General features: G+C 69.3%; 17 protein-coding genes. All 17 read right to left on the bottom strand.

Annotated features, from left to right (window positions below):
- Nucleotides 1–109: 109 nt before the first annotated feature.
- The 17 genes from BKI49_RS22400 to rpsE all read right to left on the bottom strand — a co-directional run bounded on the left by BKI49_RS22400 (nucleotide 110) and on the right by rpsE (nucleotide 15241).
- On the bottom strand, nucleotides 110–1642 hold the full coding sequence (locus BKI49_RS22400; protein WP_095936056.1) for a glycosyltransferase family 39 protein: 1533 nt from the start codon (nucleotides 1640–1642) through the stop codon (nucleotides 110–112).
- Nucleotides 1639–3291 (bottom strand): glycosyltransferase family 39 protein, encoded by a 1653-nt coding sequence (locus BKI49_RS22395; protein ID WP_095936055.1) that lies wholly within the window; start codon nucleotides 3289–3291, stop codon nucleotides 1639–1641. Before BKI49_RS22395 ends, BKI49_RS22400 begins: the two co-directional genes overlap by 4 nt.
- Entirely contained in the window at nucleotides 3288–4268 is a 981-nt protein-coding gene (locus BKI49_RS22390) for a glycoside hydrolase family 26 protein (protein ID WP_095936054.1), read from the bottom strand. The genes BKI49_RS22395 and BKI49_RS22390 overlap by 4 nt, the downstream gene beginning before the upstream one ends.
- Nucleotides 4268–5875: a glycosyltransferase family 2 protein gene (locus BKI49_RS22385; RefSeq protein WP_179332535.1), complete on the bottom strand. Its 1608-nt coding sequence runs from the start codon at nucleotides 5873–5875 to the stop codon at nucleotides 4268–4270. The genes BKI49_RS22390 and BKI49_RS22385 overlap by 1 nt, the downstream gene beginning before the upstream one ends.
- 316 nt (nucleotides 5876–6191) lie before the next feature.
- Entirely contained in the window at nucleotides 6192–7058 is an 867-nt protein-coding gene (gene truA, locus BKI49_RS22380) for a tRNA pseudouridine(38-40) synthase TruA (protein ID WP_095936053.1), read from the bottom strand.
- A gap of 92 nt (nucleotides 7059–7150) precedes the next feature.
- On the bottom strand, nucleotides 7151–7654 hold the full coding sequence (rplQ, locus tag BKI49_RS22375; protein ID WP_095936052.1) for a 50S ribosomal protein L17: 504 nt from the start codon (nucleotides 7652–7654) through the stop codon (nucleotides 7151–7153).
- Nucleotides 7655–7825: 171 nt separating this feature from the next.
- The gene (locus tag BKI49_RS22370) at nucleotides 7826–8848 is read right to left on the bottom strand and encodes a DNA-directed RNA polymerase subunit alpha (RefSeq protein WP_003966937.1); all 1023 of its coding nucleotides are present in this window, start codon (nucleotides 8846–8848) and stop codon (nucleotides 7826–7828) included.
- 142 nt (nucleotides 8849–8990) lie between these two features.
- Nucleotides 8991–9395 (bottom strand): 30S ribosomal protein S11, encoded by a 405-nt coding sequence (gene rpsK / locus BKI49_RS22365; RefSeq protein ID WP_003956432.1) that lies wholly within the window; start codon nucleotides 9393–9395, stop codon nucleotides 8991–8993.
- Between the two features lie 64 nt (nucleotides 9396–9459).
- On the bottom strand, nucleotides 9460–9840 hold the full coding sequence (gene rpsM / locus BKI49_RS22360; protein WP_028805755.1) for a 30S ribosomal protein S13: 381 nt from the start codon (nucleotides 9838–9840) through the stop codon (nucleotides 9460–9462).
- A 212-nt stretch (nucleotides 9841–10052) separates the two neighbouring features.
- Nucleotides 10053–10166 (bottom strand): 50S ribosomal protein L36, encoded by a 114-nt coding sequence (gene rpmJ, locus BKI49_RS22355; protein WP_003974245.1) that lies wholly within the window; start codon nucleotides 10164–10166, stop codon nucleotides 10053–10055.
- A gap of 69 nt (nucleotides 10167–10235) precedes the next feature.
- On the bottom strand, nucleotides 10236–10457 hold the full coding sequence (gene infA / locus BKI49_RS22350) for a translation initiation factor IF-1 (protein ID WP_003948620.1): 222 nt from the start codon (nucleotides 10455–10457) through the stop codon (nucleotides 10236–10238).
- 211 nt (nucleotides 10458–10668) lie between these two features.
- On the bottom strand, nucleotides 10669–11505 hold the full coding sequence (gene map, locus BKI49_RS22345) for a type I methionyl aminopeptidase (RefSeq protein WP_095936051.1): 837 nt from the start codon (nucleotides 11503–11505) through the stop codon (nucleotides 10669–10671).
- A 275-nt stretch (nucleotides 11506–11780) separates the two neighbouring features.
- Entirely contained in the window at nucleotides 11781–12437 is a 657-nt protein-coding gene (locus tag BKI49_RS22340; protein ID WP_028805753.1) for an adenylate kinase, read from the bottom strand.
- On the bottom strand, nucleotides 12437–13750 hold the full coding sequence (gene secY / locus BKI49_RS22335; RefSeq protein WP_095936050.1) for a preprotein translocase subunit SecY: 1314 nt from the start codon (nucleotides 13748–13750) through the stop codon (nucleotides 12437–12439). Before secY ends, BKI49_RS22340 begins: the two co-directional genes overlap by 1 nt.
- A 245-nt stretch (nucleotides 13751–13995) precedes the next feature.
- Nucleotides 13996–14451: a 50S ribosomal protein L15 gene (gene rplO, locus BKI49_RS22330; protein WP_028805749.1), complete on the bottom strand. Its 456-nt coding sequence runs from the start codon at nucleotides 14449–14451 to the stop codon at nucleotides 13996–13998.
- A gap of 2 nt (nucleotides 14452–14453) precedes the next feature.
- Nucleotides 14454–14636 carry a 50S ribosomal protein L30 gene (rpmD, locus tag BKI49_RS22325; protein ID WP_003974250.1) on the bottom strand — a complete coding sequence of 61 codons (183 nt, stop codon included), beginning with the start codon at nucleotides 14634–14636 and terminating at the stop codon, nucleotides 14454–14456.
- Nucleotides 14636–15241, bottom strand: coding sequence for a 30S ribosomal protein S5 (gene rpsE, locus BKI49_RS22320; protein WP_046704422.1), 606 nt, complete (start codon nucleotides 15239–15241; stop codon nucleotides 14636–14638). The genes rpmD and rpsE overlap by 1 nt, the downstream gene beginning before the upstream one ends.
- Between the last annotated feature and the right edge of the window lie 4 nt (nucleotides 15242–15245).

Genomic DNA, 15245 nt, shown 5'->3' with positions numbered 1-15245 from the left:
CGGCCGAGAGCCCGCCCGACGTCCGCGCGGCGCCCGGCACGCCCCGCGCCCGTCTCCCACAGCAGGCCGACAGGCGGCACGGCGAGCGGTGCAACGGGCCGCAGCCGCGTCAGCGACGGCGCTCCAGCAGCTGCACCGTGACATGGTGCAGCCGCTCGGTGCGCACCACCCTGTACCGCTCGTCCAGCACCGCGGCCGTGCTCGCCCGCAGGGGAGTGCGGGTGGCGCCCGGCCCGGTCGACACCAGCCACAGCCGCCGGCGGCCCGACAGGCAGTCGGCGGGCACGGAGCACTCGACGGCCGCGTACGAGCCGGTCTGCCGGGCCGTCCGCCGCGCCAGGACGTCGTCGGGACGGGTGCCCCCGCGCAGCTCGTACGCCATGGCCTTGCGCTCCCCGAACACCCCGCTGTAGAGGATGCCGTCTCCCGGGCGCTGGGCGGCCCGCACCACGCGCCCGGCGCCCGCGAAGTCCGGCTCGCCCGGCAGGTCCTGACGTGCCGCCAGCACCGCCGGCCACACCTGGACGACGAACCCGGCGACGGCCCCGGTCAGCAGCAGCGCGCCCGTCACCCGCCCCCGGCGGCCCGTCCGTGCCGCGCCGGTCACCAGGTCCGCGCACCGGACGGCACCGGCCGCCGCGAGCAGCAGCCAGGCCGGGACGGTGAACAGCAGGTACCGGGGCAGGAAGAGATGCAGCTGGTCGGAGGTGGCGAAGGTCAGGACGGGCGGCAGCAGCGCCCACACGCCGGGCACGGCTGCCCGGCGGCCGGCGGTCAGCAGCCCCACGGCGCCGAGGCCCAGCACCGCGACGGCGGCGGGCCAGGAGCCGAGGAGTTCCACCGGGTACTCGGCCAGATCGCTCAGGACCGGATTGTTCCAGGCGATCTGGCCGACCTGGCCGGCTCCCTCGGTCGCCATCGGGACCACCGCTGACGTCCCGAGCACCGTCGCGCACCCGAACGCCCAGTGCGCGACCGGATCACCGGCGCGCCGGGCCCGTACGACCGCGACGGCGTGGGCGGGCAGCACGCTCAGCGCGACCAGGTGGCTGAAGCCGGTCAGGGCGACCGCCAGGGCGTAGAGCGTCCAGCGCCCGAGGCTCGGCCGGTCGAGAGCGCGCAGCAGGACCAGGGTGGCGAGCAGGGCGAAGAGCACCGCGAAGGCGTAGGGACGCGCTTCCTGCCCGTACCGCGTCACCGTCGGCAGCACGGCGAACAGCAGGCCCGCCACCAGCCCCGTACGCGCGTCGGACAACTGCCGTCCGAGCAGCGCGAGCAGTCCGGCGGACGCGGCCATGGCCAGTGCCCCGGGCAGCCGCAGGGCGGCGGGCGAGGTGCCGGCGAGAGCGGTCCACAGGTGCATGACGACGTAGAACGGTGTGAGGACGACGTCGATGTGCCCGGTCAGCCGGCCGAGGTCGGGGTAGCTGAGCGTCGACGCCCACCAGGTCGCGTGCTCGTCGCGCCACAACTGGCGGTGTCCGATGCCGGGCAGGACGACGGCCAGCGCGAGCACGGTGGGCGGCCCGGACACCAGCAGGGGAACCCGCCGACCCCCGCGCACGGCGCCGCGGGCGGCGCCGGCGGTGCCGGCCGCGGCGCCGCGGGGCACGCCGGCGAGTGCGGCGCTCGGGGAGGTCATCGCTTCACCCAGATCCGGTAGTGCCCCCGGCCCTCGCCGGACGGCGCGGTGCGCGAGGGGCGGTACGCGGCGGTGTCGTCCCCGCCGTGGAAGGGCACGTGGGCGAGCAGCCGGTAGTGCGGATTCCCGCGTACCGCGTCCGTGACGACGGCGTCCACCCTCGGGTTCGTGAATCCGTCGAGCACGATCAGGTCGAACTCGCCGTCGCGCAGCGCCGCCCGGTAGGCGTCGTCGCCGGTGTGCCGGGTGTGGTTGCGGTCCGTGTACTCCATGCCGAACACGCTCTGCCACTGCCGCTGCGTGGTTCTGTCGCGCAGGTAGTAGGCGGGCACCTCCGGCGTCGAACTGAGGTAGTGGCCCGTGCCGTTCACGTCGGCGGAGATGGTCCGGATCATCAGGGACGAGTCGGGCCAGTTGCCGAAGCGCCAGTCCGCCTGCGAGATGCCCAGGCACAGCGTCGCCGTCCACAGTGCGATGCCGAGATGCGGGTGCCGCACATGCGCGCCCATCAGCCGGGTGAGGCCGACGCCGGCCATCGGAGCCGCGAAGAGCAGACCGAAGCCGATGTGCTTGAACAGCGACACCACGGTCCCCAGATGCATCTGGTAGGCGGGGGCGAGCAACGCCGTGGCGCACAGCAGCAGACCCAGCATCGCCCGCCGTCGACGGCTCGGGCCGCCGAGGCGCCGGGCAAGAGGCGACTCGTGCATGCGGCCTTGCCGGGCGTACGCGATCGCGCCGCCGACGGCGGTGAGGAACAGCAGGCCGCCCCACTCGACCGACCGCCGCAGCAGATACACGGCGCCGTCCGTGCCGTGCGCGCGGGCGGTGGTGGTGTGTCCGACGCCGGCCAGCACGTCGCCGCCGTACGCGCCGGCCGCGAGCAGGGCACCGGTGCCGAGCAGCAGGAGCAGCGGCCGCGCGAGCGCCTTGCGGCCCCGGTGCGGCTGTGCGGTGAGCAGCGCCAGACCGAGAAGAGTCGGCAGGTACAGGCCGGCCGCGTACTTCACGCCGACCGCGAGCGCCGCGACGGGCGCGGCGAGCAGCACGGCGTGGGTGGGCGCCCGGTCGGTGCGCACCACGATCCAGGTGGCCAGCGCGAGAAGGAACAGCGCGGGCGCGTCGTAGGTGGCGAAGTACCCCATGACGACGGTCGACTGGAGCACCGCGAACAGCGCGGCGGCGGCCAGCGCGGCCCGTTCGTTGAACAGCCGGCGGGTGAAGGAGTGCAGCAGCCCGGTGGTGCCCAGCATGAGGAGCAGGCTCAGCGTCCGCGCGCCGGGCAGTCCGAACCACCCGTCCACGATCGCGGCCGGCACCGGGTACAGCTGCGGCGAGCCGGAGAAGTAGGCGGCGTAGTCCATCGGCAGCGGGGTGCCGTGCAGCAGGTGCCGCAGTTCGGCGTGACCGGCCGTCAGGTAGAGGGCCTCGTCCTGGAACGCCGTGTTCTCCAGTCGCAGCGACAACGCCGCCTGGAACGCCAGGACGCACAGCAGGACCGCCCGGCCGACCCAGGTGCGCCGTGCGCTGCCCGCCATGCTCCAGGCCGCCTCCGGCACCTTCGGGAGGTGGTAGCCCGACGGCTGTTGCTCGCCGGGCTGGGCCGGGACCGGGGAGACGACACGCGGTCCGCGCTCCGTCGACGTCATCTCACCTTCCGCACGTCGAAGCCGTAGAGGTCGTCCGCGGCGAGGCGCCGGAACTCGGCGACGCCCTCCGGGTCCGTGGCGAGCCGCCAGTCGGCGCGCGCCTTGTGGTCGAACCAGGCGAACCCGATGATGTCGCGGGAGGCGCTGACGCCGTCGAAGAGGGCCCGTACGTGCTCCTTGCGGTGCGGCCCGGGCATGGCGCCGGTCTCCAGCAGGAGCCGCGGCTTCTGGCTGAACCGGTCGATCTCCGCCAGCGTCGATCCGAACAGGCCGTCGAAGGAGTGCGGGTCCCAGTCGGTGAAGTATCCGACCAGGCCGACCCAGTCGACGTAGTTGTCGCCCGGGTAGTAGGGCCGCAGGTCCTTGTGGGTGCCCGGTTCGACGATGTTCGGCGACCAGGTCCAGATCACGTTGGTGGCGCCGACGTCCTCGAAGACGTCGTGGAGGTGCCGCCAGGCCCTGACGTACTCCCGGGGCGTGGTCTCGGTGGTCCCCCACTCCTCCCAGTCGCCGTTCATCTCGTCCGCGAAGCTGATCGCGACCGGGATGTTCAGGGTGCGGACCGCCTTGGCGTACTCCTGGAGGTAGTCGTCGGATGCCCCGTCGGCGACCTGGGTGAGGGAGATGTCCCGCGGCTCCCAGGACACGACGGTGAGCGCCCCGGAGTTCCAGGCGTTGCGCACGCCGGTCGCGTCGAACCCGTCGTTCCAGGCGGCGTAGTACGCGATGAGGTTCGGCTGCTTGCCGACCGTCCGGGTCCAGTCGTGCACCGGATCCATGGAGGTCGGTGCCTTGGGCCGGGACACCCCGAGGTACTTCTTCGCGGGCTGGAGCAGCGGGCGTACGTCGTAGGGCAGCCCCTCGGGGGCCGCGGCCCCGGCACGGTGGGCAGTGGAGCCCGGGGCGCAGGCGGTCACCGCGAGGACGAGGGCGGCGAGCGGCACGAGCAGGGCGGCGGTGGCGCGCGAGACGCGCATCAGGTGGCTCCCATCGCACGGGGCGGCAGCAGGACCCTTCCGACGATCAGCGCGTAGAAGAGTCCGGAGGACAAGAGGAGGGCGAAGTCGGCGGGATCGAGCGTGAGCGTGCGCCACGCGGCGGCACCGACCCAGAGCAGCGCGGTGCCGCCGCCCCACAGCCGGACACCGGCCCGGCGCCGTCCGGTCCCGCTCCGCTTCGCCGCGGCGGAGCCGGTCGCCTGCCAGCCCATGCGCCGGCCGCGCAGGATGTCCCAGATCGCGAAGGCGTGCGCCCAGCCGTACATCATGCGGACCGCCCAGGCCTCCAGGCGGTAGGGAACGCGGTGCCAGAGCGGGAACACGACCGTGGTGTAGAGGACGCCGGGCAGGACCAGCCAGAGGTTCGCGACGACGGGCTTGTCCGGGAACGCCAGCAGCAGCAGGATCGGCACGACGGGCGCCACGAAGGTGAACAGGGCCGTGTGGATGTAGTAGAGGAAGCCCGACAGGTAGCAGAGCCGGCTGACGGTCCGCAGCCTGGCCTGCCAGAACTTGGCGCTGCCGAGCAGGCTCATCGAGCCGGCGCACCAGCGGTACTGCTGGTTGAGGAAGGCCTCGGGGTCGTCGGGGCAGACGCCCGCCGACAGCGCGACCGGCACATAGCGCAGGTCCCAGCCCAGCCGCCGCAGGTCGAAGCCGGTGTGCACGTCCTCCGAGTGCTCGATGAGGGTGGTGCCGCCGTTCTCCTCCAGCGCGGCGCGTCGGTAGACGGCGCAGCTGCCGACGCAGATCGCCCCGTCCCGGCTCTGCCGGGAGACCTGGACGGCTCGGTAGAACAGCTCCTGGACGGCCCCCGCCCCGCGCTCGATCCAGTTCTGCGCGTCGAGGACGCGGAAATACTGCGGGGACTGGACGATGGCGAGCCGTTCGTCCGCCGCCAGGTACGGGAGCAGCTCGTCGAGCAGGTCGGCGCGGGGGGCGAAGTCGGCGTCGAGAACGAGGATGTACGTGCCGTCGGTGCGTTCGAAGCCGAAGTGCAGGTTGCCGGCCTTCTTGAACCAGCCGCGGTTGCTGCGGGTGGCGTAGCGGAAGCCGAAGTCGGCAGCCATCGCGCGCAGTTCGGGACTGGCCGAGTCGTCGAGGACGAACGGTTCGCAGACGCCCGGGTAGTGGTCGGCGAGCGCGCGCACGTGGGTCCAGGTGTTGTGCAGCACCTCGATGGGCTCGCCGCACACCGGCAGGAAGACGTCGACCGTGGGAGGGGTGTCGGGGCGCCAGTCGCCCACGAGTCTTCGGTGCCGTCCGAGGTCGAAGTCGCGGCTGAACAGGTTCACCCGCAGCGAGATCAGGTAGTAGAGCAGAGTGAACGCCAGGAACGGGGCGAACAACCACAACAACGGTGTGGAGGACGCCAGTCGGTACTGGCTCACCACCAGGCAGCAGACGCTGATCAGCGAGGTGCCGGTCAGGACCCACAGGCGACGCCCGGCGTAGGCGTACTTCTCGGTGTCCGACGGCGGGACCGGCAGCAGGCCGGAGGCCGCCGGTGCGCCCGGCCGATCCCTGAGGGTCTGCCGGCCTCGCTCGCCCGGCCGCACCACACGGGCGGCCTCCACTGAACTCATACGGGTCTCCCGGACCGCCCGCCCCGTACGGATCGAGGCGATGTGCCGGGAAATGTAGGACGAGCCCCCCGGAGCTCCGGGGCGACGCGATCGAACACGCCCGCAGTTGACCCGAAATAATGGAACGCTTACCCGAAACGCCCCAAAGTGCCGCTCATATGACAAGTCGAGCTCGCTGCGGCCGACGGGAGCGACGGCCCGTCACATCGGCCAACCACCGTGCCCTCACGTCCGCTTGGGATCCGCCCGTACTCCGTCCCGCCGGTGCCGCGGGACCGTCACCCGCAGGGAGCACTCCGCGTGACGGCGCAGGCGGTCAGCAGGCTTCGCACTCCGGGGCCCCGGGCAGCGTCCGCTTGTTCCGGGCCTCCTTGTTCCGCGCGGCCAGCAACGCGTCGGCGGGGTACCCCACTTCTTCGAGCGTCAGCCCGTGCGGCCGTACGACATGCACGGCCGAGTCCCGTACGCCCGCGGCGAGCACCTTGCCGGGCCAGTCGGCACCCCGGTGCCCGTCCCCCACGAACAGCAGCGCCCCGATCAGCGATCGCACCATGTTGTGGCAGAAGGCATCGGCGCGGACGGTGGCCGTGATGATCCCGTCGTGACCGCGGACCATGCTCAGTTCCTGGAGCGTGCGGATCGTCGTCGCGCCCTCGCGCTTCTTGCAGTAGGCGGCGAAGTCGTGCTCGCCGAGGAGCCGCCCGGCCGCCTCGTTCATGGCGTCGACGTCCAACGGCCAGTCGTGCCACAGGACATGATTGCGCAGCAGCGGGTCCACACCGCCGGGGTTGTCGGTGACCCGGTAGGCGTAGCGCCGCCAGATCGCGGAGAAGCGGGCGTTGAACCCGGCGGGCGCCTCGGCCAGCCGCCAGATGCGCACGTCCTTGGGCAGCCGTCCGGCCAGCCGCTTCAGCAGCTTCTCCTGGTGCTCGGCCCACAGCGCCTCGGGCAGATCGACGTGGGCCACCTGGCCGCGGGCGTGCACCCCCGCGTCCGTGCGCCCGGCCACGGTCAGCTCGTACGTGGTGTCCTTCGACCGGGTCACCGTCCGCAGGGCGTCCTCGATCTCCGCCTGCACGGTCCTGCGACCCCCGGCCTGCTTGGCCCAGCCGGAGAACTCGGTGCCGTCGTACGACAGATCCATCCGCACCCGCACGAAACCGGGCGCCGCCTCATCACTCACAAACAGATCCTCTCAAGGCTCGGTCCCCTGCCGGGGAACGCGAAAGCGGGCCCGCCCCGCAGGGGCGGACCCGCTCAACGCAAGGCGATGCCTCAGGCGTCCTTGGACTCCTCGGCGGCCTCCTCGGCCGGCTTGGCGTCCTCGACGACCTCGGCCGGAGCCTCGGCCTTGACCTCGGCGTCCTTGGCGGCACGCTTGGTGGCCGCCTCGGCCTCACCGGTGGCCTGCTGGGCCACGGTCAGGGCCTCCACCAGCTCGATGACAGCCATGGGCGCGTTGTCGCCACGGCGGTTACCGATCTTGGTGATACGGGTGTAACCACCCGGGCGGTTCTCGTAGCGCGGGCCGATCTCGGTGAAGAGCGTGTGCACGACGCTCTTGTCCGTGATCACCGCGAGCACCTGGCGGCGGTTGTGAAGGTCACCCTTCTTCGCCTTGGTGACCAGACGCTCGGCGTACGGGCGCAGGCGGCGGGCCTTCGCCTCGGTGGTGGTGATGCGGCCGTGCTCGAAGAGCGACTTCGCGAGGTTCGCGAGGAGCAGCTTCTCGTGCGCGGCGCTGCCGCCCAGACGGGCACCCTTGGTGGGCTTCGGCATTGTTCTTCTCCTGTGTGTCTGCCCCGGCCGTATCAGGTACCGAGGTCAGTATCCGAGCAGGCGGTCGCCTGTCGAAGATCCAGGCTCCCGAAGGGGCCTGGAAGGGGCGCGGGGAACTGCGCGATCAGCCACAGCGCACCCGCGCCCGGGTGCGGACCGGTGGTCCCGAGCTCAGTACTGCTCGGTCTCCACGAAGCCCGCGTCCGCGTCGTCGTCGGCGCCGAAGGCGTCGGCGGCGGCGGTCGGGTCGAATCCGGGCGGGCTGTCCTTCAGGGCCAGGCCCATGCCGGCCAGCTTCGCCTTGACCTCGTCGATGGACTTCGCACCGAAGTTGCGGATGTCCAGGAGGTCGGCCTCGGAGCGGGCGACGAGCTCACCCACGGAGTGGATGCCCTCACGCTTGAGGCAGTTGTACGAGCGGACCGTGAGCTCCAGCTCCTCGATCGGCAGCGCGAGGTCGGCGGCAAGGGCGGCGTCCGTGGGGGACGGGCCCATGTCGATGCCCTCGGCGTCGATGTTGAGCTCGCGGGCCAGACCGAACAGCTCGACCAGGGTCTTACCGGCCGACGCCATGGCGTCACGGGGACGCATGGCCTGCTTGGTCTCGACGTCGACGATCAGCTTGTCGAAGTCGGTGCGCTGCTCGACACGGGTCGCCTCGACCTTGTACGTGACCTTCAGCACGGGGCTGTAGATGGAGTCGACCGGGATCCGGCCGATCTCCTGGCCCACCTGCTTGTTCTGCACGGCGGAGACGTAGCCGCGACCGCGCTCGACGGTCAGCTCCATCTCCAGCTTGCCCTTGCCGTTGAGCGTGGCGAGGACCAGGTCGGGGTTGTGCACCTCGACGCCGGCCGGGGGCGCGATGTCGGCGGCGGTGACGAGACCCGGGCCCTGCTTGCGCAGGTACATCACGACGGGCTCGTCGTGCTCCGAGGAGACGACCAGCTGCTTGATGTTGAGGATCAGGTCGGTGACGTCCTCCTTGACGCCCGGCACGGTGGTGAACTCGTGCAGAACGCCGTCGATGCGGATGGACGTGACCGCCGCACCCGGGATCGAGGAGAGGAGCGTACGACGCAGGGAGTTGCCGAGGGTGTAACCGAAGCCCGGCTCCAGCGGCTCGATCACGAACCGGGAGCGGAACTCGTCGACGACCTCTTCGGTCAACGAGGGACGCTGAGCGATCAGCATGTGTGGATCAGATCCTTCTTTCGTGGACGCCCGCTATTTGACGCCCGACGGAACCGCACGTTTCACAGTGCGGGTATTGCAAGGGTACGGGCGGTACCGCTCCGAAGAGCCGTACCGCCCGAAACCTCAAGACAACCGAGCCTCAGACGCGGCGGCGCTTGGGCGGACGGCAGCCGTTGTGCGGGGTGGGGGTGACGTCCTGGATGGAGCCGACCTCGAGGCCCGTGGCCTGGAGGGAGCGGATCGCGGTCTCGCGACCGGAGCCCGGGCCCTTCACGAAGACGTCGACCTTGCGCATGCCGTGCTCCTGCGCGCGGCGGGCGGCCGACTCGGCGGCCATCTGCGCGGCGAAGGGGGTGGACTTGCGCGAGCCCTTGAAGCCGACGTGGCCGGCGGAGGCCCAGGAGATCACGTTGCCCGAGGGGTCCGTGATCGAGACGATCGTGTTGTTGAACGTGCTCTTGATGTGCGCGTGGCCGTGAGCGACGTTCTTCTTTTCCTTGCGGCGCACCTTCTTGGCAGCGCCCTGACGACCCTTGGGGGGCATCTATTACTCCTACGGGAGGTGGTCGGTCCTACAGCGAAGACCGCTGATGAGCGTCCGCTGAGGACTACTTCTTGCCCGGCTTCTTCTTACCGGCGATGGCGCGACGCGGGCCCTTGCGGGTACGAGCGTTCGTGCTGGTGCGCTGACCGTGGACGGGCAGGCCACGGCGGTGGCGCAGACCCTGGTAGCAGCCGATCTCGACCTTGCGGCGGATGTCGGCCTGAATCTCACGACGGAGGTCACCCTCGGTCTTCAGATTGGCGTCCACGTACTCGCGGATCTTGACCAGCTCCTCCTCGGAGAGGTCACGAACGCGGGTGTTCGGGTTCACGCCGGTCTCGGCCAGCGTCTGCTGGGAAAGGGTCCGGCCGATGCCGAACACGTAGGTGAGGGCGACCTCCACACGCTTGTCGCGCGGGATGTCAACACCGGAAACGCGTGCCATTCAATGGCTCCAGTTGTCGTTCGGAGGTCTTCCGCAGAACCGGCTCCCAGCCGCCGTACCAGGTACGAACTGGGTCCCCGGCCTCCGCCCGGGGGTGTCGGAACCGAAGTGGACTGATCTGCGATCTGAACGTTCGGGTCCGGGTTCTGCGTATGAACATGTACTGCTATGCGTCGCGCGAGATCTGCGGGTGCAGAAGGTGCGGTCGTGCGTCAGCCCTGGCGCTGCTTGTGGCGCGGGTTGTCGCAGATGACCATGACCCGGCCGTGACGGCGGATCACCCTGCACTTGTCGCAGATCTTCTTGACGCTCGGCTTGACCTTCATTGGGTGAGGTTCTCCGGGTCAGTGCCACCCCCCGCGCCCCGGAACGGGAACACGGAGTAAAGGCAAGATCTACTTGTACCGGTAGACGATCCGGCCACGCGTCAGGTCGTACGGAGACAGCTCCACCACGACCCGGTCGTCAGGGAGGATGCGGATGTAGTGCATACGCATCTTGCCGCTGATGTGTGCCAGGACCTGGTGGCCGTTCTGGAGCTCGACCTTGAACATGGCGTTCGGAAGAGACTCGACGACAGTGCCCTCGATCTCGATGGCACCTTGCTTCTTGGCCACGCTTCGCCCTTCGAATCGACTACCTTGATCGGCTCCCCGCGGGTGCATGCAGGCATGCGGGTGCACGGGAGCCGACGAGTCAGTCTACGTCAGTGGTCTCGGAAAGACGAATCGAGAAAGAATGCCCAGCTGGGGAGATCTTTAAGCCAGCGGGTGAAAGCGACGGCGCGGCCGGCAGGGCCGTGCGCCGTCGGAACAGGTCGCGCGCCGATCAGGCGAGCGGGTCCGGGGCGGCGGTGATGCCGTACTCGGCCAGCTTGGCCTTGCCCCCGTCCGGGGCGGTGAGGACCAGCGGACCCTGCTCCGTCAGCGCGACGGAGTGCTCCCAGTGCGAGGACCAGGTGCCGTCCGTCGTGATGACGGTCCATTCGTCCTCGAGGACCTCGGTCTTCGGCGTGCCGAGCGACACCATCGGCTCGATGGCGAGACAGAGACCGGGGATCAGCTTGGGACCCTTTCCGCGCCTGCGCTCGACGTAGTTCAGCAGGTGCGGGTCCATGTGCATCTCGGTGCCGATGCCGTGGCCGCCGTAGTCCTCGATGATCCCGTAGCGGCCGCCGCCGGGCTTGGGCTGACGGCGGATGTACGTCTCGATGGCGCGGGAGACGTCCACGAGGCGGTTGCCCTGCTTCATCGCCGCGATGCCCGCCCACATCGACTCCTCGGTCACCCGGGAGAGCTCGACCAGCTCCGGGGCGTGACCGCTGCCGACGAACGCCGTGAACGCGGCGTCGCCGTGCCAGCCGTCCACGATCGCGCCGGCGTCGATGGAGATGATGTCGCCGTCCTTCAGGACGGTCTTCTCGTCCGGGATGCCGTGGACGACGACCTCGTTGGCCGAGGTGCAGATCGTCGCCGGGAAGCCGCCGTACCCGAGGAAGTTCGACTTCGCCCCGTACTCGGCGAGCACCTTGCGGGCCACTTCGTCGAGGTCCTTGGTGGTGGCGCCGGGCACGGCCGCCTCACGGGTGGCCGCATGAATGGCGGCGACGACCAGCCCCGCCTCGCGCATCTTGGCGATCTGCTCGGGGGTCTTGATCTGCACCATGGCGGCTGCGGCCTTTCTGACCGGAGAGTACGGACGCTTCAGCTTCAACGATACGGGGGGTTGCGGCGCGGCCGGCGCCGGAGGGGCGGGACCGTCCGCCGGCGCGGGAGTGTCTCCGCCGACGCGGGATTCCGCCGCCTGCGGGCTCGGGGGCGTTCCCCCGACGCGGGACTCCCGTCGACGCGGGGACAGCTCCCACACCTCGGCCGCGACACCCTCTCAGGATGCCGCGGCCGAAGTGACGTGCCGGCTGTGCGTTCCCGCGTCCCGCGGGACTACGCGGCCTCGCGGGCCAGGGCCTCCATCGCGCGACCCGTGACCTCCTCCACCTTGCCGAGCGCGGAGATCGTGACGACCAGGCCCTGGGCCTTGTAGTAGTCGATGATCGGCTCGGTCTGCGTGTGGTAGACCTCGAGGCGCTTGCGGACGGTCTCCTCGGAGTCGTCGTCCCGCTGGTACAGCTCGCCGCCGCAGACGTCGCAGACGCCTTCCTTCTTCGGCTGCTTGTACGTGACGTGGAAGACGTGCGCCGAGTCGTTGCGGCAGATGCGGCGGCCGGCGATGCGCTTGACCACCTCGTCCTCGGGGACCTCCAGGTCCAGAACCGCGTCCAGCTTCATGCCCTCGGACTGCAGCATCTCGTCCAGCGCCTCGGCCTGCGAGACGTTGCGCGGGAAGCCGTCCAGGAGGAAGCCGTTCTCCGCGTCGGGCTGCTCCATGCGGTCCTTGGCCATCGCGATGGTGACCTCGTCGGGTACCAGCTCGCCCTTGTCCATGTAGGACTTCGCCAGTTTGCCCAGTTCCGTCTGCCTGCTGATGTTGGCGCGGAACAGGTCGCCCGTGGAGATGTGCGGGATCGACAGGTTCTTGGCGAGGAACGCAGCCTGCGTTCCCTTGCCGGCACCGGGCGGCCCGACGAGGACGATTCGCATCAGCGGAGGAACCCTTCGTAATTGCGCTGCTGAAGCTGGCTCTCGATCTGCTTCACCGTCTCGAGACCGACACCCACGATGATCAGGATGCTGGTGCCACCGAACGGGAAGTTCTGGCTTGCCCCGAAGCCAACCAACGCCATCGTCGGTACGAGAGCGATCAGACCCAGATACAGCGAACCCGGCCAGGTGATCCGGTTGAGCACGTAGCTGAGGTACTCAGCGGTCGGTCGGCCAGCCCGGATACCCGGGATGAAGCCACCATACTTCTTCATGTTGTCCGCGACTTCCTCGGGGTTGAACGAGATCGCCACGTAGAAGAACGCGAAGAAAACGATCAGAAGGAAGTACATACTGATGTAAATCGGATGGTCGCCCTTGGTCAGATTCTGGGTAACCCAGGTCTTCCAGCCGGAATCGCCCTTCGAGAACTGCGCGACCAGTGCCGGAATATAGAGCAGCGACGAGGCGAAGATGACAGGAATCACACCCGCCTGATTCACCTTCAACGGGATGTAGGTGGACGTACCACCGTAGGAACGGCGGCCGATCATGCGCTTCGCGTACTGGACCGGAATGCGGCGCTGAGCCTGCTCGACGAAGACGACCAGGCCGACCATGACGAGACCGACGAGGATCACGGTGCCGAACTCGATCCAGCCGTCGGCCAGCGAGCCCTGCTCCTTGATGGCCCACAGCGCGGACGGGAACGTCGCGGCGATCGAGATGAACATCAGGATCGACATGCCGTTGCCGATACCGCGGTCGGTGACGAGCTCACCGAGCCACATGACGACGGCCGTACCGGCGGTCATGGTGACGACCATGGTGATGGTCGTGAAGATCGACTGGTCCGGCACGATCTGGTTGGCCACCGGGCAGCCACTGAACAGGGCGCCGCTGCGCGCGGTCGCGACCAGGCCGGTGCCCTGGAGGATGGCGAGGGCCACCGTCAGGTAACGGGTGTACTGCGTGATCTTCGCGGTGCCGGCCTGGCCCTCCTTCTTGAGGGCTTCGAGGCGCGGGATCACCACCGTCAGCAGCTGCAGAATGATGCTCGCCGTGATGTACGGCATGATGCCGAGCGCGAAGATCGTGATCTGCAGCAGCGCGCCACCACTGAACATGTTGACCAGGCCGAACAGACCCTGGTTGCCCTTGGCCACGTCGATACAGGTCTGGACGTTCTTGTAGTCGACGCCCGGGATCGGGATGTGGGTACCGACGCGGTAGACCACGATGATGCCGAGCGTGAAGAGCAGCTTCTTGCGCAGGTCGGGCGTCCTGAACGCCCGGGCGAACGCGGTGAGCACGGTGCCTCCTGCGACCCCCGCGCTACTGCGTCAGAGGTGACGGTCTTGAGGTTCGACGGATTACTGACAGCTAACCAACAGTCAAAGACCGTCCGGAGTTCCCCAAGGGCCACGCCGGACGAAAATCAACAGTGCAGGCCACCTTACCGGCGACACTGCCCCCCTTGGAACGACCAACCGGGGATGCCCCATTTGTGGGGCATCCCCGGTCGGGATCGCTCAAGTCATCGAGACGCCTGATGGATTCAGACGAGCTCGGTGACGGTACCGCCGGCGGCGGTGATCTTCTCCTTGGCGGAGCCGGAGACGGCGTCGACCGTCACCTGCAGCGCCACGGAGATCTCGCCCTGGCCGAGGACCTTGACGAGGCTGTTCTTGCGAACGGCACCCTTGGCGACGAGACCCTCGACGGTGACCTCGCCACCCTCCGGGTACAGCGCGGCCAGCTTGTCGAGGTTCACGACCTGGAACTCGGTCCTGAACGGGTTCTTGAAGCCCTTCAGCTTCGGGAGACGCATGTGGAGGGGCATCTGGCCACCCTCGAAGCGCTCCGGAACCTGGTAGCGGGCCTTCGTGCCCTTGGTACCACGACCGGCCGTCTTACCCTTCGACGCCTCACCACGACCCACACGGGTCTTGGCGGTCTTGGCGCCGGGGGCGGGACGGAGGTTGTGGATCTTGAGCGGGTTGTTCTCCGCCATGATCAGTCGACCTCCTCGACCGTCACGAGGTGGCGGACGGTGTGCACCATGCCGCGGAACTCGGGGCGGTCCTCCTTGACGACCTGCGTGTTGATGCCCTTGAGACCAAGGGAGCGCAGGGTGTCACGGTGGTTCTGCTTGCTGCCGATGTACGACTTCACCTGCGTGATCTTGAGCTGCGCCATTACGCACCAGCCCCGGCACGCGCACGGAGAAGAGCCGCGGGGGCGACGTCCTCGAGGGGCAGACCACGGCGAGCCGCGATCTCCTCGGGACGCTGCAGGCCCTTGAGGGCCTCCACGGTCGCGTGCACGATGTTGATCGCGTTGGAAGAACCGAGCGACTTCGACAGGATGTCGTGAACGCCGGCGCACTCGAGCACTGCACGCACCGGGCCACCGGCGATAACGCCGGTACCGGGGGAAGCAGGCTTGAGCAGGACGACGCCCGCCGCCTTCTCACCCGTGATCGGGTGCGGGATGGTGCCCTGGATACGGGGGACCTTGAAGAAGTGCTTCTTGGCCTCCTCAACACCCTTGGCGATGGCGGCCGGCACCTCCTTGGCCTTGCCGTAACCGACACCCACGGTGCCGTCACCGTCGCCCACCACGACCAGCGCGGTGAAGCTGAAGCGACGACCACCCTTCACAACCTTGGCGACGCGGTTGATCGCGACAACGCGCTCAACGTACGCGGTCTTCTCGGCAGCAGCTGCGCCGCCGTCACGGCCCTTCCGGTCCCGCCGCTCGCCGCCACCGGCACCGCCACCGCGGCGCTGGGGTCCAGCCATTGGA

It is taken from the genome of Streptomyces sp. Tue6028, from assembly GCF_002300165.1.
In the GTDB taxonomy this organism is placed as follows: Bacteria; Actinomycetota; Actinomycetes; order Streptomycetales; family Streptomycetaceae; genus Streptomyces; species Streptomyces siamensis.
The sequence above is the reverse complement of the archived record's forward strand: the minus strand, read 5'-3'. Positions and strand labels throughout refer to the sequence as shown.